The 16639-nt window shown below is 46.7% G+C and carries 14 protein-coding genes; all 14 read right to left on the bottom strand.

Annotation, left to right across the window (positions count from 1 at the left end; all coding sequences use genetic code 11):
• Positions 1–34 precede the first annotated feature (34 nt).
• Complete coding sequence (locus tag AC8GFU_RS02245) at positions 35–2188, bottom strand: Rne/Rng family ribonuclease (RefSeq protein WP_506626878.1); 2154 nt, start codon at positions 2186–2188, stop codon at positions 35–37.
• Positions 2189–2344: 156 nt separating this feature from the next.
• Entirely contained in the window at positions 2345–3505 is a 1161-nt protein-coding gene (gene rodA, locus AC8GFU_RS02240) for a rod shape-determining protein RodA (protein ID WP_506626877.1), read from the bottom strand.
• Positions 3502–5595 (bottom strand): penicillin-binding protein 2, encoded by a 2094-nt coding sequence (gene mrdA / locus AC8GFU_RS02235; protein WP_506626876.1) that lies wholly within the window; start codon positions 5593–5595, stop codon positions 3502–3504. Before mrdA ends, rodA begins: the two co-directional genes overlap by 4 nt.
• Positions 5592–6113 (bottom strand): rod shape-determining protein MreD, encoded by a 522-nt coding sequence (locus tag AC8GFU_RS02230; protein ID WP_506626875.1) that lies wholly within the window; start codon positions 6111–6113, stop codon positions 5592–5594. Before AC8GFU_RS02230 ends, mrdA begins: the two co-directional genes overlap by 4 nt.
• Before the next feature lie 5 nt (positions 6114–6118).
• Complete coding sequence (gene mreC / locus AC8GFU_RS02225; RefSeq protein ID WP_506626874.1) at positions 6119–7036, bottom strand: rod shape-determining protein MreC; 918 nt, start codon at positions 7034–7036, stop codon at positions 6119–6121.
• A gap of 11 nt (positions 7037–7047) precedes the next feature.
• Positions 7048–8085: a rod shape-determining protein gene (locus AC8GFU_RS02220; protein ID WP_445822159.1), complete on the bottom strand. Its 1038-nt coding sequence runs from the start codon at positions 8083–8085 to the stop codon at positions 7048–7050.
• Positions 8086–8122: 37 nt separating this feature from the next.
• A complete protein-coding gene (ndk, locus tag AC8GFU_RS02215; protein ID WP_506626873.1) occupies positions 8123–8542 on the bottom strand; it encodes a nucleoside-diphosphate kinase in 420 nt (139 codons plus the stop codon).
• Positions 8543–8554: 12 nt separating this feature from the next.
• A complete protein-coding gene (locus AC8GFU_RS02210; RefSeq protein ID WP_506626872.1) occupies positions 8555–8890 on the bottom strand; it encodes a DUF4233 domain-containing protein in 336 nt (111 codons plus the stop codon).
• Positions 8887–10233 carry a bifunctional folylpolyglutamate synthase/dihydrofolate synthase gene (locus tag AC8GFU_RS02205; protein WP_506626871.1) on the bottom strand — a complete coding sequence of 449 codons (1347 nt, stop codon included), beginning with the start codon at positions 10231–10233 and terminating at the stop codon, positions 8887–8889. Before AC8GFU_RS02205 ends, AC8GFU_RS02210 begins: the two co-directional genes overlap by 4 nt.
• The gene (locus AC8GFU_RS02200; RefSeq protein ID WP_506626870.1) at positions 10230–12812 is read right to left on the bottom strand and encodes a valine--tRNA ligase; all 2583 of its coding nucleotides are present in this window, start codon (positions 12810–12812) and stop codon (positions 10230–10232) included. Before AC8GFU_RS02200 ends, AC8GFU_RS02205 begins: the two co-directional genes overlap by 4 nt.
• Before the next feature lie 15 nt (positions 12813–12827).
• A complete protein-coding gene (gene clpX / locus AC8GFU_RS02195) occupies positions 12828–14114 on the bottom strand; it encodes an ATP-dependent Clp protease ATP-binding subunit ClpX (RefSeq protein WP_506626869.1) in 1287 nt (428 codons plus the stop codon).
• Between the two features lie 47 nt (positions 14115–14161).
• Positions 14162–15400, bottom strand: a complete 1239-nt coding sequence (locus AC8GFU_RS02190) for an MFS transporter (RefSeq protein ID WP_506626868.1) — start codon at positions 15398–15400, stop codon at positions 14162–14164.
• A 16-nt stretch (positions 15401–15416) separates the two neighbouring features.
• Positions 15417–16037: an ATP-dependent Clp protease proteolytic subunit gene (locus AC8GFU_RS02185; RefSeq protein ID WP_506626867.1), complete on the bottom strand. Its 621-nt coding sequence runs from the start codon at positions 16035–16037 to the stop codon at positions 15417–15419.
• A complete protein-coding gene (locus AC8GFU_RS02180) occupies positions 16037–16615 on the bottom strand; it encodes an ATP-dependent Clp protease proteolytic subunit (protein ID WP_506626866.1) in 579 nt (192 codons plus the stop codon). The genes AC8GFU_RS02185 and AC8GFU_RS02180 overlap by 1 nt, the downstream gene beginning before the upstream one ends.
• Positions 16616–16639 lie beyond the last annotated feature (24 nt).

Raw genomic sequence — 16639 nt, 5'->3', positions numbered from 1 at the left:
CCAATAGAGCGCTTATGCTCAAATTGGGCTCCTGTTAAGCGGTAATGATGCCTGAGGATGATGCACGGCGGCGCTTGCGGCCACCAGCCTTTACCTCGACCTGTGGAGCCTCTACTGCTGGCTTCTCAGTGTCCTGGTTCAAGGATTCATGAAACTCATGCTCGGTCGCATCCTTTTCATCAGCATCTTCATGCTGTGATGACGGGGTATCGATCTGAGGCATTGGCGCCTTCATCTTTACCGGCTCCATGTGAATATGAATTCCACGTCCGCTACATGAATCACATGTAGTTGAGAAGGCTTCGATCAGTCCCTGACCAACACGCTTACGTGTCATCTGAACAAGACCAAGTGAAGTTACTTCTGCAACCTGATGCTTTGTGCGATCGCGACCAAGACATTCAACCAAGCGACGCAATACAGCTTCACGGTTTGATTCAAGAATCATGTCAATGAAGTCGATTACAACAATTCCACCTAAGTCGCGAAGACGTAGCTGACGTGCAATCTCTTCTGCAGCTTCCAGGTTGTTCTTAGTAACAGTCTCTTCGAGGTTTCCACCCTTACCGATGAACTTACCGGTGTTAACGTCGATAACAACCATCGCTTCAGTGCGATCGATAACAAGTGATCCACCCGATGGTAGATACACCTTGCGATCAAAAGCCTTAGCAAGTTGTTCTTCAACGCGGAAGTCTGCGAACAAGTCGCCGGTTCCGGTGTACTTCTCAATCTTCTGTGTTAACTCTGGTGCGATAAAGCCAAGGTAGTTTGTAACTTCATCCCATGCAGTTGAACCCTGAACAGTTAGCTTGCGGAAATCTTCATTGAAGATATCGCGGATAACACGAACAGCTAGATCAGGCTCCTGATACAACGCGGCTGGTGGATGGAAGTTAGCGTTCTGGCTCTTTGCATAAATGTCTTCCCATTGTGCCTTTAGGCGGGCAACATCATTTGTTAGATCCTCTTCGCTAACACCTTCTGCTGCTGTACGAACAATCACGCCAGCTTCTTCAGGGATTAGGTTTTTCAAAATTGATTTCAAACGTGCGCGCTCTTCTTCAGGCAAACGCTTTGAGATACCTGACATTCCGCCACCTGGAACATAAACAACGTAACGTCCTGGCAATGAAATTTGGCTTGTCAGACGTGCACCCTTTTGACCGATTGGATCCTTAGTTACCTGTACTAATACTGGCTGGCCAGTCTTTAATACTGTTTCAATCTTGCGTGGCTCTGACTCTGAAATACCTGCGGCATCCCAATTAACTTCACCCGCGTACAGAACAGCGTTACGACCCTTACCAATATCAACGAATGCTGCTTCCATTGATGGAAGAACATTTTGTACGCGACCTAGGTACACGTTTCCAACGTACGACTGATTGCTATTGCGGTTCACATAGTGCTCAACCATGACGCCATCTTCAATAACAGCGATCTGTGTACGGTCTGCAATCTGACGAACCAACATCTCGCGATCAACATTTTCGCGACGAGCTAAAAACTCTCCATCGGTAATGATTGTTCCGCGCTTGCGATATGGCTCGCGGTACTCGCTGCGGCCACCACGATCATTGCGATCGTAACGATCATTGCGATCACGACGGTTACGGTTGTTGTTACGATCATTGCGATCGTTACGTGCTGGACGCTCTGGGCGTTCACGCTTTTCGCGAACCTTTACAACTGTGATGACACCATCTTCTTCAATGGTCTCGCCCGGTGTTACACCTTCGCCAGTCGCGCGACGGCGACGACGACGACGTGTAGTTGTTGCGCCTTCAGCTGATTCCTCATCTGTTGACTCTTCACTTGAATTCTCATCATTGTTTTCTGTTGTGCCTTCTGCAGAACCTGGCTTGCGACGACCGCGGCCACCACGACGGCGACGACGGTTACGGTTTCCGCGCTCTTCGCTATCCCCAGCTGCTGTTTCAGCTGCTGCTGGCTTTTCTACAACTTCAGCAACTTCCTTTTTCTCAGCAGCCTTCTTGCGAGGCTTTGCTGCGGCTGCTGGCTTTTCAGGTGCTGCTTGGAAAACAGGGACTGGAATAGCCGCTGCCTTCTTACGAGTTGTCTTCTTTTCTTCAGTTACCGTTGGAATTTCTGTAACTGGAGCATCTGCTTTTGCAGAGGCTTTCTTAACCGCACGCTTGCGCGGTGTTTTAGGCTCAATCGCCATGGCACCAAATCCTTTAAGTTCCTGTTGAGGAACATGTCTTCTTAAAAAATCCTGTTGGGTTTTCCGTACCGTTCGCGCTGGGCTTGTTTCGCGATTGATCGCGAGCCGCGCTGAACTGGTGACTTAATTATGGCAGAGCAGGCGCGATTTGCCTATTTATCCGCGTAAACGAGCGTGAACGTTCTGAAGCAGACCAACACCGATCAAGGTGGCAAACATCGAGGATCCACCATATGAAATGAATGGCAAAGGCACTCCGGTCATCGGCATGAGCCCCAATGTCATTCCAATATTTTCAAATAGCTGGAATGCAAACCATGCGATTACACCGGTACAGACCAATCGCCCAAAGGGGTCATTAGTTCTTCGCGCAATTGAAAAACCTCGCATCAATAAAATTAGATACAGAATCAAGATTGCACCGCTACCCAGAAAACCTAACTCTTCACCTGCAACTGTAAAAATAAAGTCTGTCTGTTGTTCTGGCACAAATCGGCCATTTGTTTGTGGGCCGTTAAATAATCCAGTTCCGATTAAGCCACCAGAACCAACGGTGATACGAGCCTGACGTAATTGATAGCCAGCACCTTGAGTATCTGCATTGGGATCCACAAATGTTTGCAAACGATTCACTTGGTACTCGCTGATGACTCCAGCTTTAACAGCAACAAATCCACCTAAGACTGCAAGTAGTAACAACCCTGCTACCCAACGTGCTGGTGCGCCCGAGACTGCAATGATTGTTACCACCGCTGCCGAAATAATAAGAATTGTTCCCATATCTGGTTGCAAAATAATGAGCAGAACTGGAATCGCTGCGATTGCCAGTGACTGCATAACATCTTTACTGGTTGGTTCATCACTGTCATGCGAGCGTTCCGACAGAATCATGGACATTCCAATAATGATTGCGATCTTTGCTAGCTCTGCTGGCTGAATCTGGAAACCACCAGGTAGCGCGATCCACGCCTTTGCACCATTAACTTCGCTGCCAAGCCCAGGAATCAAAACAATAATCAACCCGAGCACACCTGCGCCCCACAAGAATGGTGTGTACGCACGCAGCAAGCGGTAATCAATAACAGTTGTTCCGTAGGCCAGAACTAGACCGATCATGATGTTAATAATGTGGCGCTTTAAGTAGTACTGGCCATCTAAGCCGTTGCGCGTGTACCAATCGCGGGTTGCAGCCCATACAAGCAGCGTTCCGATAAACAAAAGCAGTCCAACAACAGCTGTTAATACTGGATCAAAGCCATGTACTAAGGATTGGCGGTTGCGACGGTATAAACGTTGGCGAGCAGCAATCTGACTCACTTGGTCGCCTCCTTAGGTTTAGTTGCAGGTGAAATCTTAGGCAACTTAGTAGGCGGCTTTCCTTCAGGGAACAACGCCGCGCCAGGAACAACCTTGTTTCCAACTACACCAAACAATGTTGAGTAAATCTGTCGTACGCCAACACCAGATGTTGATGCACCAAAACCACCCTGACCAACCATCATCACTACGGCATAACGTGGATTCTTACTTGGAGCAAAGGATGCAAACCACGATGTGTCATCTTTCAGTGAACCATTTGGATTGCGACCAAATACCTGACCAGTACCAGTCTTACCGCTCACCTCAACTGGAAAGCCTGCGAATACTCCAGCACCGGTTCCGCTAACAACTACCTCGCGCAGCGCACCTTGCAAGAACTTAATGGTTGAAGGTGCTGCATTTAAAGTTCCAAGTTTATTAGGAGTAAATGTCTGAACAACGGTTCCATCGGTTTTTACAATTGCTTTTGCAATCTTTGCCTGCCAAATAGTTCCGCCATTACCAATGGCTGCATACATCTGAGTCAGCTTCAAAGGCGTTAATACTGTGTCACCTTGTCCGATTGAAAAGTTAACCGCATCTCCGGCACGAATCTTGTCGCCATCTACGCAGTTTTCAGCGGCAAGTTGTAGCAAGAAAGGGGTCTGCTGCGCTTTGGTTGCGCGCTCCTTGTAGTTGCAATAGAAATCTTTGTTCTGCTGGTACCAGCTCTTCTTGTATGTGCGATCGGCAAGACGTGAATGTGATTCAGAGGGCAGATCGATTCCCACCTTTTCAGTAATGTGGAATGACTGCGCCGCCTTGAAGAAGTAATCATTAGGGTTGGATTTAGGGCGTAATCCGCCATCTCGTACCCATTCATCGTAAGCAATTTGGTACCACAAGGTGTCACATGAGACGGCAATAGCCTTCTTTAAGCTCATTGTTCCTTGATCTTTGCTATCAAAGTTCTGGAAAGCACGGTTACCGATTTGCACCTGTGATGGACACTTATAGGAACCATTTAAGTTGTAACCAGCAGCTGCTGCTGCAACTACAGATACAGATTTAAAGGTAGATGCTGGTGCAAACAATCCTTGCAGCGCACGGTTGAGTGCCGGAACAGCTTTCTTCTCGCTAAACAAATCTGAAGCTTGCTGAACAGTTAAACCCTTTTCCCAAGCATTTGGATCATAGGTTGGATATGAAGCAAGGGCCAAGATGCGACCGGTTTTAATATCCATAACAATCGCAGCACCTGAATCAGATGTATGGCCACTTGCACGTCCGCGCATGACCGCATCCTTCAGCGCTTTTTCTGCAGATGCTTGCAAACGGACATCCAAACTTGTTACCAAGTGATCTCCGGCAACAGGCTTAGTGTTTTGGCTTTCGCGAGTAATTGATTCCTTGCGATCAACAATCACTGTTCGAATACCTGGCTCACCACGCAAAAATGAGTCGTACTGAATTTCAAGTCCAGTCTTACCAATTGTCTCGCTGCGGAAATACTGCTTGCCATTTCCTTTTAATAAATCGGTTTCTGTTAATGGTCCTACATACCCCAATACATGGGCTGCATTTACATCAAGGTATGCGGGATAACTTCTAATCGCAATTGGTTGCGCATCTACGCCAGGAAAGGAATCTGAACGTTCAACGATTTGTAGGGCAATATCAGGATCTGCTGATTTTGTGATTGGAATTGGTTGGTATCTAGAACCTTGCCAACAACCCGCCTTTTGACCCTTTGGTAGCTCTCCGCACAATCGTGTGTTTTGATAAATATCTTTGTACTGCAGCTTAAGCAGCTTGGCCAAACGTTGCATAACGCCAACGCCTTTGTCCTCTAACTTATCGATAGCAATGCGGTCGATTGTGATCGCCAAACCAGCCTTATTCATTGCTAATGGCACGCCGTAGCCATCAACGATTAAGCCACGTGTAGCAGGGGCTACAACATCGCGACTTTGAATACTAAGCGCTGCATCACGGTACTTAGGGCCCGCTGCAACCTGCAGATAAAACAAACGGCCAAAGAGCGCCGCCATTAAGGAAACAATAAGAATTTGAACGACTAAAAGTGAAAGTCGAGATTTGTTGTTCATAGCGCTGACCGTGAATCAAAGATCATGGCGTGCAAGCGAGTAAATACTGGAAGCAGAATCGGTGAGATCAGCAATGCCCAGACACTCATTCCGAACAAGGTGATCAGAACTTGGCCGAATGATCCAACTGAAACGCCCAACAACATTCCGCTTGCAACATAGGCAATCTCAACCAAAAGATTTGCAACTACTACAAAGAAAACAATTCCGATTGCATTTGCATGAACATTGTCATCACCGTAACCAATGTATGAAATCGCATATCCTGCAAGCAACATAATTAATGTCCATTGACCAAAGGGTCCTGCCGCAGATTGTGAAAGATCCATTAAAAATCCAGCAGAAAATCCAATGACAGCTGCAACCTCAAACTCGCTGAGCACCGCCCAAGTAAGAGCAAAGATCATCAGAATTGAAAATCCCCCACCAGGAAGACGGAACTGTGACACGACAGCTTCTTGGATGATGTACATCAACAAGAAGATTGGTGCGGAGATTGCTATCTGGCGGGTAAACATTGTTGCTACTTTGTTGGTGATGGTGATGGAGTAACAAAAACTGTCACTGTAGGAACAGGGGTAACGCGTGGCTTAACCGGAACCAAAGCATCTCCTGGATTTGAACCAGAGCCACTAAGCACAACTGCAACAACACCTAAGGTTGAAAAGTTTGTGTAGTAACGAACGGTGGCTGTTTGTGCCACAGCTCCTGCAGAGTTATCGACACCTGTTACATAACCAAGTGGAACACCCGGAACAAAGGGACGGTTAGCGATACTTCCACGCGCAAGCAGGACATCGCCTTCCTTTACCGTGGTGGAATTATCAAGCAATTGCAGGCTTGCTGAGCGGTTTCCACGGCCTGAAAGAATGCCGATCTGCTGGGTTCCAGCGATACGTGCACCAATTCTAAAACTTGGATCACTTGCCAATTGAATTAAGGCAGATGATGGATAAACATCCTTAACAACTCCTGCGATTCCATACTGAGATAAAACCGTCATGTTCTTTTTGATTCCGGCGTTTGAACCAGAATCAATAGTTAAGGTTTGAGCAAATGATTGGCTGGAACCATGGCTGATCACCTTGGCGTTAACAATCTTGTAGCCAGCAGTTCCTGCTAAATCTAAAATACTTTTCAGCTGCTTTAGTTGAGCATCTGCAGATTTACGATTAATTAACTTCTGCTTCAGATTAGCGTTTTCAGCTTCTAGTTTTTCGATTTGCTTACGAGTGCGACCCAAGTGGGTTACATCGGAAAAGAAGTTTTTAACAGGCGATAAAACAACGCTACCTGCGCGCTGGAATGGAGACATGATCGTTTGCGATCCCTGCTTAAATCCATCGATGACCTTTACGCCACGTAGATCTAAGGTGATCAGGAACAAACTGGTGACAATTAAAATCACCAATAGCAAACGTGCGCGTCCACCATTACGCATCTAGAAAGACCTTATCGACGAGGCTCGGAGATTAGAACCTTCTCAAGAGCTTCAAACTCTTCGATGCACTTTCCGGAACCTTCAGCCACAGCATCCAATGGACGCTCTGCAATGTGAATTGGCATTCCAGTTTCTTTGCGAAGGCGCTCATCAAGTCCCTTAAGAAGTGCTCCACCACCAGTAAGCACAATGCCGCGATCCATTAGATCTGAAGCAAGCTCTGGTGGAGTCTTATCAAGTGTGCTCTTAACAGCGTTAACGATTGAGTTAACTGGCTCTTCAAGCGCCTTACGAATTTCAGCAGCAGATACAACGATTGTCTTTGGAAGACCTGTTGCTAAATCGCGACCGCGAATTTCTGCATCATTTTCTCCAGCAAGTGGGTAAGCAGATCCGATAGCCATCTTGATCTCTTCAGCTGTGCGCTCTCCCAAAAGAAGTGAGAATTCACGCTTAACCCAGTTAATAATTGATTGATCTAGCTCATCTCCACCTACGCGAATAGAAAGCGAGGTAACGATTCCGCCAAGTGAAATAACAGCAACTTCAGTAGTACCGCCACCGATATCTACAACCATGTTGCCTGTTGGTTCGTGGATTGGAAGACCAGCACCGATTGCTGCTGCCATTGGCTCTTCAATGATGTACACCTTGCGTGCACCAGCTGCGTAACCAGCATCCTTCACCGCGCGCTGTTCAACACCAGTGATACCTGATGGAACGCACACGACGATTCGTGGCTTTGCCAAGTAACGACGACGGTGCACCTTTTGGATGAAGTAGCGGAGCATGCGTTCTGTTGTATCAAAGTCTGCAATAACACCATCCTTGAGCGGACGGATGGCAACGATGTTGCCAGGAGTACGACCGATCATCTTTTTTGCTTCAATACCAACGGCCAAAATTCCACCGGTGTCTTGGTTTACAGCAACAACAGATGGCTCGTTCAAAACAATGCCACGTCCACGAACATAAACAAGCGTGTTCGCTGTGCCTAGGTCAACGGCCATATCGCGACCGATGAATGACATTCTGCTTCCTTGTGACATCTTTACTCCTTGTGCTTTTTGTTTCTTGGGGAAAGTTTTACTTTGGAAAGAAAATCTGAATTTCGCGTGCTGCTGATTCTGGTGAATCAGATCCATGAACCAGGTTTTGCATAACCTTTGTTCCTTGGTCACGAGCTAGATCTCCGCGAATTGTTCCTGGAGCAGCAACAGTTGGATCTGTTACGCCAGCTAATGAACGGAATCCTTCGATAACACGATTTCCAGATGCAACGATCGCAACAATCGGTCCTGACATCATGAACTCAACTAGTGGTTCATAAAATGGTTTACCAATATGTTCTGCGTAATGCTGTGCAAGTAATTCGGAATCTGCCTGCAACATGCGCAACGCATCGATCGAATAACCCTTGGTTTCGATTCGCGAAATGACTTCGCCAACCAATCCACGGCGTACACCGTCGGGCTTTACGAGGATAAGTGTTTTCTCTGTGCTCACCCGCGTAGTCTATTAGGGTTTTTTAGGACCTGCAGCCAGCAATGCAGCGCGAGCAGCCTCACCCTTGCGGCCCACAACGATGGCCGCCACCCATAGACCAATCAAAACCACCCCAATAATGAAGAAGGATGGAACAACAAATCCAAATCCGATCATTGCAATCTGCATGATCGAACCGATCACAAATCCCCCAGGACGTCGCACAAGACCAGCTGCAACAAATAATAAGAAGGAAATGACGCAACCATAAATAATTGCAGCATTTGAGTGATCCTTCATTGCAAGCAGAATTGCAAAACCCATGGTCATGCTCTCAGCAACTAATACGGATGCTCCCAGAATTTTCACTTCGTAAACTTCTTTCGTAAGTAGGTGCGAGCTTCGCCGACAGTAACAACAGATCCGGTAACAATAATTCCAACTGTGTCTTCGCTGAGTGGACGAATAGAATCGGCAACAGCTTTATCAAGCGCTGTATTCAAATCTGAAACTTCAAATACGCGATCGACTCCAAAGATCTTTGATGCGATCTTTTCTAACTCACCAGATGGCATTGCGCGCGGTGATGAACTTTGGGTGACGATGACATGATCAACAATTGGTTCAAGCTCCTGAAAAATACCTGTTGCATCCTTGTCGCCAAACACTGCAACTACAGCGATGATTTCATCAAAGTTGAATTCATTTAATAAGGTGTCAGCAAGCGCCTTTGCACCATGAGGGTTATGGGCTGCATCCAAAATAACTGTTGGATCACGGTGAACAACCTCGCAGCGTCCAGGTGAGGTTACCGCCGCAAACCCGGCACGTACCGCATCAATATCTAATGGTTGATCTCCAAAGAACGCCTCAACGGCAACTAGTGCTGATGCGGCATTTGCTGCTTGGTGACGTCCGTGAAGCGGCAAGAAGATTTCATCGTATGTGTCATGAATTCCTTGAATTGTGATCAACTGACCACCAACAGCAACTGCTCGTGATGCAACGGAGTACTCGACTCCTTCGCGAACAACATCTGCGCCTACTTCGGCGGCCTTACGAATCAACTCTTTTGCAGCCTCTGGCTCTTGCTGGGCAAGTACAACAAAACCGCCCTCTTTGATGATTCCAGCCTTAGTTGAGGCAATTTCATGCAATGTGTTGCCTAGGTACTCCATGTGATCAAAACCGATAGGCATCAATACTGAAACATCAGCATCGACAACATTTGTTGCATCCCATTCGCCGCCCATACCAACTTCGATGACACCAACATCAACTGGGTGTTCTGCAAATGCAGCAAAGGCTAAAGCTGTTATCGCTTCGAAGAACGAGATTGGATGTTCAAACTTTGTATCCATCAAATCTAAATAAGCGGCAATGTCGTTGTACGAAAAGATTAATTCCTTTGGATCAATTGGCTCGCCGTTGATCGCAATACGCTCGCGATACGTTTCAAGATGCGGGCTGGTAAAACGACCTGTGCGTAATCCATGAGCAAACAACAAGGCATCGATCATGCGTGATGTTGTTGTCTTTCCATTTGTTCCACCAACATGAATCGTTGGATAGGTAAGGTGAGGCGAACCTAAAATATCTACAAGAGCTGCAATCCGCTCAGTAGTTGGCGCAATACGAGTTTCAGGCCAACGTGCAAGCAGCGCTTGCTCAATCGCATCTACGCGCTCTTGATCGTCAGGTGAAATCATCATGCTTGTGGCAATGCTGCAAGTGCTGCGGTGATTCGTTCGATATCTGCAGTTGTCTTTTCAAGACGCTCGCGAATTTCAACAACAACATTTTCAGGTGCCTTTGCCATAAAGCCTTGATTGTTGAGCTTCACTTCTGCTGTTTGCTTATCTTTAGTAGCAGTAGCTAAATCCTTTTCTAGGCGTGCACGCTCTGCAACAACATCGATCGATCCAGTCAGGTCGAACTCAATAGTTACTCCAGCTGCTTCACACTTTGCACTAGGCGTAATGTCGCCCAGCTCCATACGTACAACGAAGGCAACCGCTGATGCGTAATCGGCGATATCTCCCGTTGCAACAATGCGACCAGGAATCTTCAATGATGTCTTAATGCCTTGATCGTTACGGAAGCGACGTACTTCGGTAATGATCTCTTGTAGTTGAGAAACAAGGCTTTCAGCCTTCTTATCTACATGTGCTGGATTAGCAACAGGCCACTGCGCAACAACAAGGGACTCTCCCCCAGTAAGCGTGGTCCACATCTGTTCTGTAATAAATGGCATTACAGGGTGCATCAAACGGAACAGTTGATCCAAAACATAGCCAAGTACACGCTTTGTTCCTTCAGCGTTTCCTGATGCAAATGCTTCCTTTGAAAGTTCTAGATACCAGTCGCACAAGTCATCCCATGCAAAGTGATACATCAATTCACACGCACGAGCGAACTCGTACTTTTCAAGAAGATCAGTTACCTCGGTAACGGTTTCAGATAAACGGCTAAGGATCCACTTATCAATTGCATTTAACGATTCAACAGCAGGAAGATCTCCTGAAACAGTTGCACCATTCATCATTGCAAAGCGAGTTGCGTTCCACAGCTTGGTAGCAAAGTTACGTGAACCACCGATCCAGTCTTCAGCAAGTGCCTGATCGGTTCCTGGGTTGGCTCCACGAGCCAAAGTAAAGCGCAACGCATCGGCGCCGTACTTATCCATAAACTCAATTGGATCAATTACGTTTCCGCGACTCTTCGACATCTTCTTACCAAATTGATCGCGCACTAAACCGTGCAACATGATTGTCTTGAATGGAACAACGCCATCCATTGCAAATGTAGACATCATCATCATGCGTACAACCCAGAAGAACAAGATGTCATAACCTGTTACAAGAACTGATGTTGGGTAAAACTTTGCAAGGTCGGCTGATTTTTCTGGCCAACCAAATGTTGAAAATGCCCACTGACCAGATGAGAACCAGGTATCTAGTACATCTGAATCTTGAGTCCAACCTGCAGGCGCAGTTTCATCAGGGCCAACAACTTGTACTTCGCCATTAGGTCCATACCAAACAGGAATTCGGTGACCCCACCACAACTGACGAGAAATACACCAGTCATGCATGTTGTCGACCCACTCAAAGTAACGTGGAGCAAGTGCTTCAGGTTCAATTGTTACTTCTCCGCTGCGAACAGCATCAGCAGATGCCTTTGCCATCGGTGCAACCTTTACAAACCACTGCTTTGATAAACGTGGTTCAACAGTTGTATCGCAACGAGAACAGTGTCCAACTGCGTGAATGTATGGACGCTTTTCAGCAACGATGCGGCCTTCGGCTCGCAATGCATCAACAACAGCCTTGCGTGCATCGAAGCGATCCATGCCATCAAATGTGCTGTTGGTGTTGATGACCTTTGCATCAGCATCCAAGATCACGATGTTTGCAAGGTTGTGGCGCACGCCGATTTCAAAGTCATTTGGATCGTGCGCTGGAGTTACCTTGACCGCACCTGTACCAAATGCAGGATCTACATGCTCGTCCGCAACAATTGGAATCTCACGATTGATCAGCGGAACCTTTACGGTCTTACCGATCATGTGCGCATAACGCTCATCCTCGGGGTGTACTGCAACTGCGGTATCGCCAAGCATTGTTTCGGCACGAGTTGTAGCAACAATGATTTCGCTATCGCCTTCGCCATAACGAATAGAAACTAATTCGCCTGCATCATCACTGTGTTCAACTTCAATATCTGAGAGCGCTGTTAAACAACGAGGACACCAGTTGATAATTCTTTCTGCGCGATAAATTAAACCTGCGTCATACATGCGCTTGAAGATTGTTACAACAGCCTTGGACATTCCTTCATCCATGGTGAAACGTTCGCGAGACCAATCAACAGATGAACCAAGGCGCTTCATCTGCTCAAGAATCGCACCGCCTGACTCCTCTTTCCATTCCCACACCTTTTTAACAAACTCTTCGCGACCAAGATCATGACGTGACTTACCGTTTGCAGCTAACTGCTTTTCAACAACGTTTTGAGTTGCGATACCCGCATGGTCCATACCTGGAAGCCACAACACTTCAAAGCCTTGCATACGCTTCATACGTGTTAAGCAATCCTGCAATGTTTGATCTAGTGCGTGACCAATGTGCAATACACCTGTCACATTGGGAGGAGGCAAAACAATTGAAAATGGTGGCTTGCTAGATTTTGCATCTGCGGTGAAATATCCAGCGCTCATCCACTTTTCATACAGCGGAGATTCAATCTCGGATGGCGAGAAGGTTGACGCTAATTCACGGCTTGAAGACATAGTGCGCAGTCTAGATTATGCGCTCTTCTCCTCTTGACCTTTTGCGCCGCGTGAGCGCTTTGGGCCTGTGTGATTGATCAAAGTAGGTGTGCCATTAGATGTAATGCACTCCTTGGTAATGATGACCTTTTCAACATCTGTACGGCTTGGAACGTCGTACATAACTGAAAGTAGGACAGATTCCATGATTGCGCGAAGGCCACGTGCACCAGTTCCGCGCTCTTGAGCAAGGTCAGCAATCGCATCGAGTGCTTCAGCATCAAACTCAAGCTCTACATGATCAAGATCAAATAGACGCTGATACTGCTTAACAAGTGCGTTCTTTGGCTCTGTAAGGATCTGCATCAATGCAGGCTTATCAAGGTTTTCAACACTTGTAAGAACTGGCAGACGACCGATGAATTCAGGGATCATTCCAAACTTCAAAAGATCTTCGGGCATTACATCAGCGAAGATGTCCTTGCGGTTCTTATCTGCTGCATCCTGAAGTGTTGCGTTGAAACCAACGCCAGACTTTCCGATGCGGCTTTCAATAATCTTTTCAAGTCCTGCAAATGCTCCGCCGACGATAAACAAAACATTTGTTGTATCGATCTGGATGAATTCCTGATGTGGGTGCTTGCGTCCACCTTGTGGTGGAACAGATGCAACAGTTCCTTCAAGAATCTTTAGTAGTGCCTGCTGAACACCTTCACCTGAAACATCGCGGGTGATTGATGGGTTCTCAGACTTGCGTGCAACCTTATCGATCTCATCGATGTAGATGATTCCGGTTTCAGCCTTCTTCACATCGTAATCTGCTGCCTGCAAAAGCTTGAGCAAAATGTTTTCAACATCTTCGCCGACGTAACCAGCTTCAGTCAATGCTGTTGCATCTGCAATCGCAAATGGAACATTAAGCATGCGAGCCAATGTCTGCGCCATCAGAGTCTTACCGCAACCTGTTGGTCCGAGCATCAAGATGTTTGACTTAGCTAATTCGATTGCGCCTTCGCCCTTTGATTCTCCGCTTTGTACACGCTTGTAATGGTTGTACACAGCAACGGAAAGAGATTTCTTTGCGCGATCTTGTCCGATTACATATTGATCTAGAAATTCAAAGATTGCCTGTGGCTTTGGAAGTTCTGAAAGTCCAAGGGATGTTGCCTCGCTGAGCTCTTCAACGATGATCTCGTTACAGAGTTCAATACATTCATCACAGATATAAACGCCAGGACCGGCGATGAGCTTCTTTACTTGCTTCTGAGTCTTGCCGCAGAAGGAGCACTTCAGCAGATCGCTTGTTTCGCCGATTCTTGTCATTCCAGAATTTTAGTTTCTAACGCTGATTTATGTGTGGGTTTTTACGCTTACTTGTGTTCGCCGTGAGAATAATCGGCGGGCATCCGCATATCTTTCACACCAGGAACTCGAAGGATTACAAAGCTGAGCAAGATATGTATCACCGATGCACCAATGAGAACTTCTTTTTCGCCGAACAATGCAACCGCTGGACCAATGAGCGCCATTCCGATTGGCATTAATCCTGCAGAGCCCATGTGGTCTATGGAAAAGACTCGGCCCTGTAAGTGCGAAGGAACTTCGCGTTGAACTGCTGAGGACCACCATGCTTCCCAAGGCCCCACTGAAAATCCTGCAAGTAGATACGCAATAACTAAAACGGTTCCTGATACTGGAAATGCCAAAGCCAATGGTGCAATAACCACAAACATCCACACGAAGATGGAAACGTACCCTTCGTGCTTCACCTTTATTTTGACGCAGAGCAGCGCTGAGATGATTCCACCGATTGAAAATGCCGCTGCTGATAGCGCGAAGGGAGTATTGGATCCGAATTCGCGACGAGAAATGATGGGGTTCAGAACTGTTTCAGCAGCAATAACGACCATTAGCTGAAATGAGACCATCACGATGAATGCACCAATCCATGGGATGTCTCGGACTGTGCGAATTCCTTCTCGCATTTCCTGCATAAATGGCTCGTGTTCGCGCTTTTCGCCATTGATATCTTCTTCGATTTGATTCAAAAAGTAAGTGCCAAAGGCAAATGCAATAGCGGTGAACAAGAATGTTAAGCGTCCACCAATAATCAGAATTGATGCTCCACCAATGCCGGGACCAACAATTGTTGCCGCTTTCACCACAATGTTTCGCGCAACATTTGCTGCTGGCAATTTATCTTCAGGAACAAGACTTGGCATGATCGCACCAGCTGCTGCTGCACCAAATGCATCGCCCATACCCATTAATAAAACCGCTAAACCAAGTAGGTAATGCGGCAGGGATGGTGCGGAAATAAATACCATTGAAAAAACAATTGCAGCTCTAAATAGATCTGCCCCCATCATGACTTTCTTGCGCGGCAATCGATCTGCCCACACACCAGCAAATGGCGCAAACACGACTCCAGCTAAAACACGTGCACCAAGAATCAAACCTAGTGTCGAGGCTGTGCCACCCGCATCAAGAACAGTTACAGCAAGTGCGATTGGAAATGCTGATGCACCAACAACGAAAATAGTTGTGGAATACCAAAAGAGCCGGTACCCCTTGTATGACCAAAGGGAGCCCGGCTCAAATAGTTTCACGCAAAAATAGAAGTGGTTACTTCTTTGCCTTTCGTGAAGCAAGAACTTGATCGATGATTCCGTACTCAACAGCTTCTGTTGCTGTAAGGATCTTGTCGCGTTCGATGTCCTTGCGAATCTCTTCTGCTGACTTCACAACGTGACGTGACAAAAGATCTTCTTGCAAACGGGTAATACGATCGATTTCGCGAGCTTGAATCTCGATATCAGATGCCTGACCGCCACCTTCAGATGATGGCTGGTGGATCAAAATACGTGAGTGCTCAAGTGCGTAACGCTTTCCCTTTGCGCCACCAGCAAGAATTACCGCTGCTGCAGATGCTGCTTGGCCCAAGCAAATTGTGCTGATGTCCGGGCGTACAAACTGCATGGTGTCGTAAATAGCTGTTAGCGCTGTGAATGATCCACCAGGTGAGTTGATGTAGATCATGATGTCGCGATCTGGATCCATTGATTCCAGAGTCAATAGCTGCGCCATAACATCGTTAGCAACTGTGTCATCAATTGGCTGACCTAAGAAAATAATGCGCTCTTCAAAAAGCTTTGTGTATGGATCTTGACGCTTGTATCCGTACGCTGTTTTTTCTTCAACAGTTGGAAGTACGTAGCGAGAAGTAATCTCTTGAATCTTATTCATTACGCTTTTCCTCCCGTGATTTGTCCCATTGAAGTTACAACGTGATCAACAAAGCCGTAATCCTTTGCATCCTTTGCGTTGAACCAGTTATCGCGATCTGAATCAGCAAGAATCTTTTCCAGAGTCTGACCAGTGTGCAAAGCGTTCAATTCCGAAAGTGTTTGCTTTGTAATCGCCATTTGTTCCGCCTGAATACGAATATCAATCGCTGTTCCACCAATTCCACCAAGTGGCTGGTGCATCAGAATTCGTGAGCTGTTGGTTGCGTAGCGCTTGCCCTTTGTTCCTGATGTAAGCAGGAACTGACCCATTGATGCAGCCATTCCAAAGGTAACTGTTGCAACATCATTTGGAATTAACTCCATAGTGTCGTAAATCGCCATACCGGCAGTTACTGATCCACCTGGAGAGTTGATGTACAAGAAAATATCTTTCTTTGTATCAAGGGAGGAAAGAAGAAGCAGCTGAGCACACACCATGTTGGCCATGTCGTCGCGGACTTCACCTGACAAGAAAACAATCCGCTCTTCAAGTAGGCGGTTGTAAATCTGGTCCTTCATCTTGCTATCTGTGTCCACTGATGGGCCTCCCGTATTTTTTAC

The sequence above is a fragment of the Planktophila warneckei (SeqCode) genome (genome assembly GCF_965234675.1).
GTDB lineage: Bacteria > Actinomycetota > Actinomycetes > Nanopelagicales > Nanopelagicaceae > Planktophila > Planktophila warneckei.
The sequence above is the reverse complement of the archived record's forward strand: the minus strand, read 5'-3'. Positions and strand labels throughout refer to the sequence as shown.

What these genes read in the sequence shown, in the direction of transcription:
- AC8GFU_RS02245 (WP_506626878.1), bottom strand. Translation starts at nt 2,188, where the DNA reads ATGGCGATTGAGCCTAAAACACCGCGCAAGCGTGCGGTTAAGAAAGCC.
- mrdA (WP_506626876.1), bottom strand. Translation starts at nt 5,595, where the DNA reads ATGAACAACAAATCTCGACTTTCACTTTTAGTCGTTCAAATTCTTATT.
- AC8GFU_RS02230 (WP_506626875.1), bottom strand. Translation starts at nt 6,113, where the DNA reads ATGTTTACCCGCCAGATAGCAATCTCCGCACCAATCTTCTTGTTGATG.
- mreC (WP_506626874.1), bottom strand. Translation starts at nt 7,036, where the DNA reads ATGCGTAATGGTGGACGCGCACGTTTGCTATTGGTGATTTTAATTGTC.
- AC8GFU_RS02220 (WP_445822159.1), bottom strand. Translation starts at nt 8,085, where the DNA reads ATGTCACAAGGAAGCAGAATGTCATTCATCGGTCGCGATATGGCCGTT.
- AC8GFU_RS02205 (WP_506626871.1), bottom strand. Translation starts at nt 10,233, where the DNA reads ATGATGATTTCACCTGACGATCAAGAGCGCGTAGATGCGATTGAGCAA.
- AC8GFU_RS02200 (WP_506626870.1), bottom strand. Translation starts at nt 12,812, where the DNA reads ATGTCTTCAAGCCGTGAATTAGCGTCAACCTTCTCGCCATCCGAGATT.
- clpX (WP_506626869.1), bottom strand. Translation starts at nt 14,114, where the DNA reads ATGACAAGAATCGGCGAAACAAGCGATCTGCTGAAGTGCTCCTTCTGC.
- AC8GFU_RS02185 (WP_506626867.1), bottom strand. Translation starts at nt 16,037, where the DNA reads ATGAATAAGATTCAAGAGATTACTTCTCGCTACGTACTTCCAACTGTT.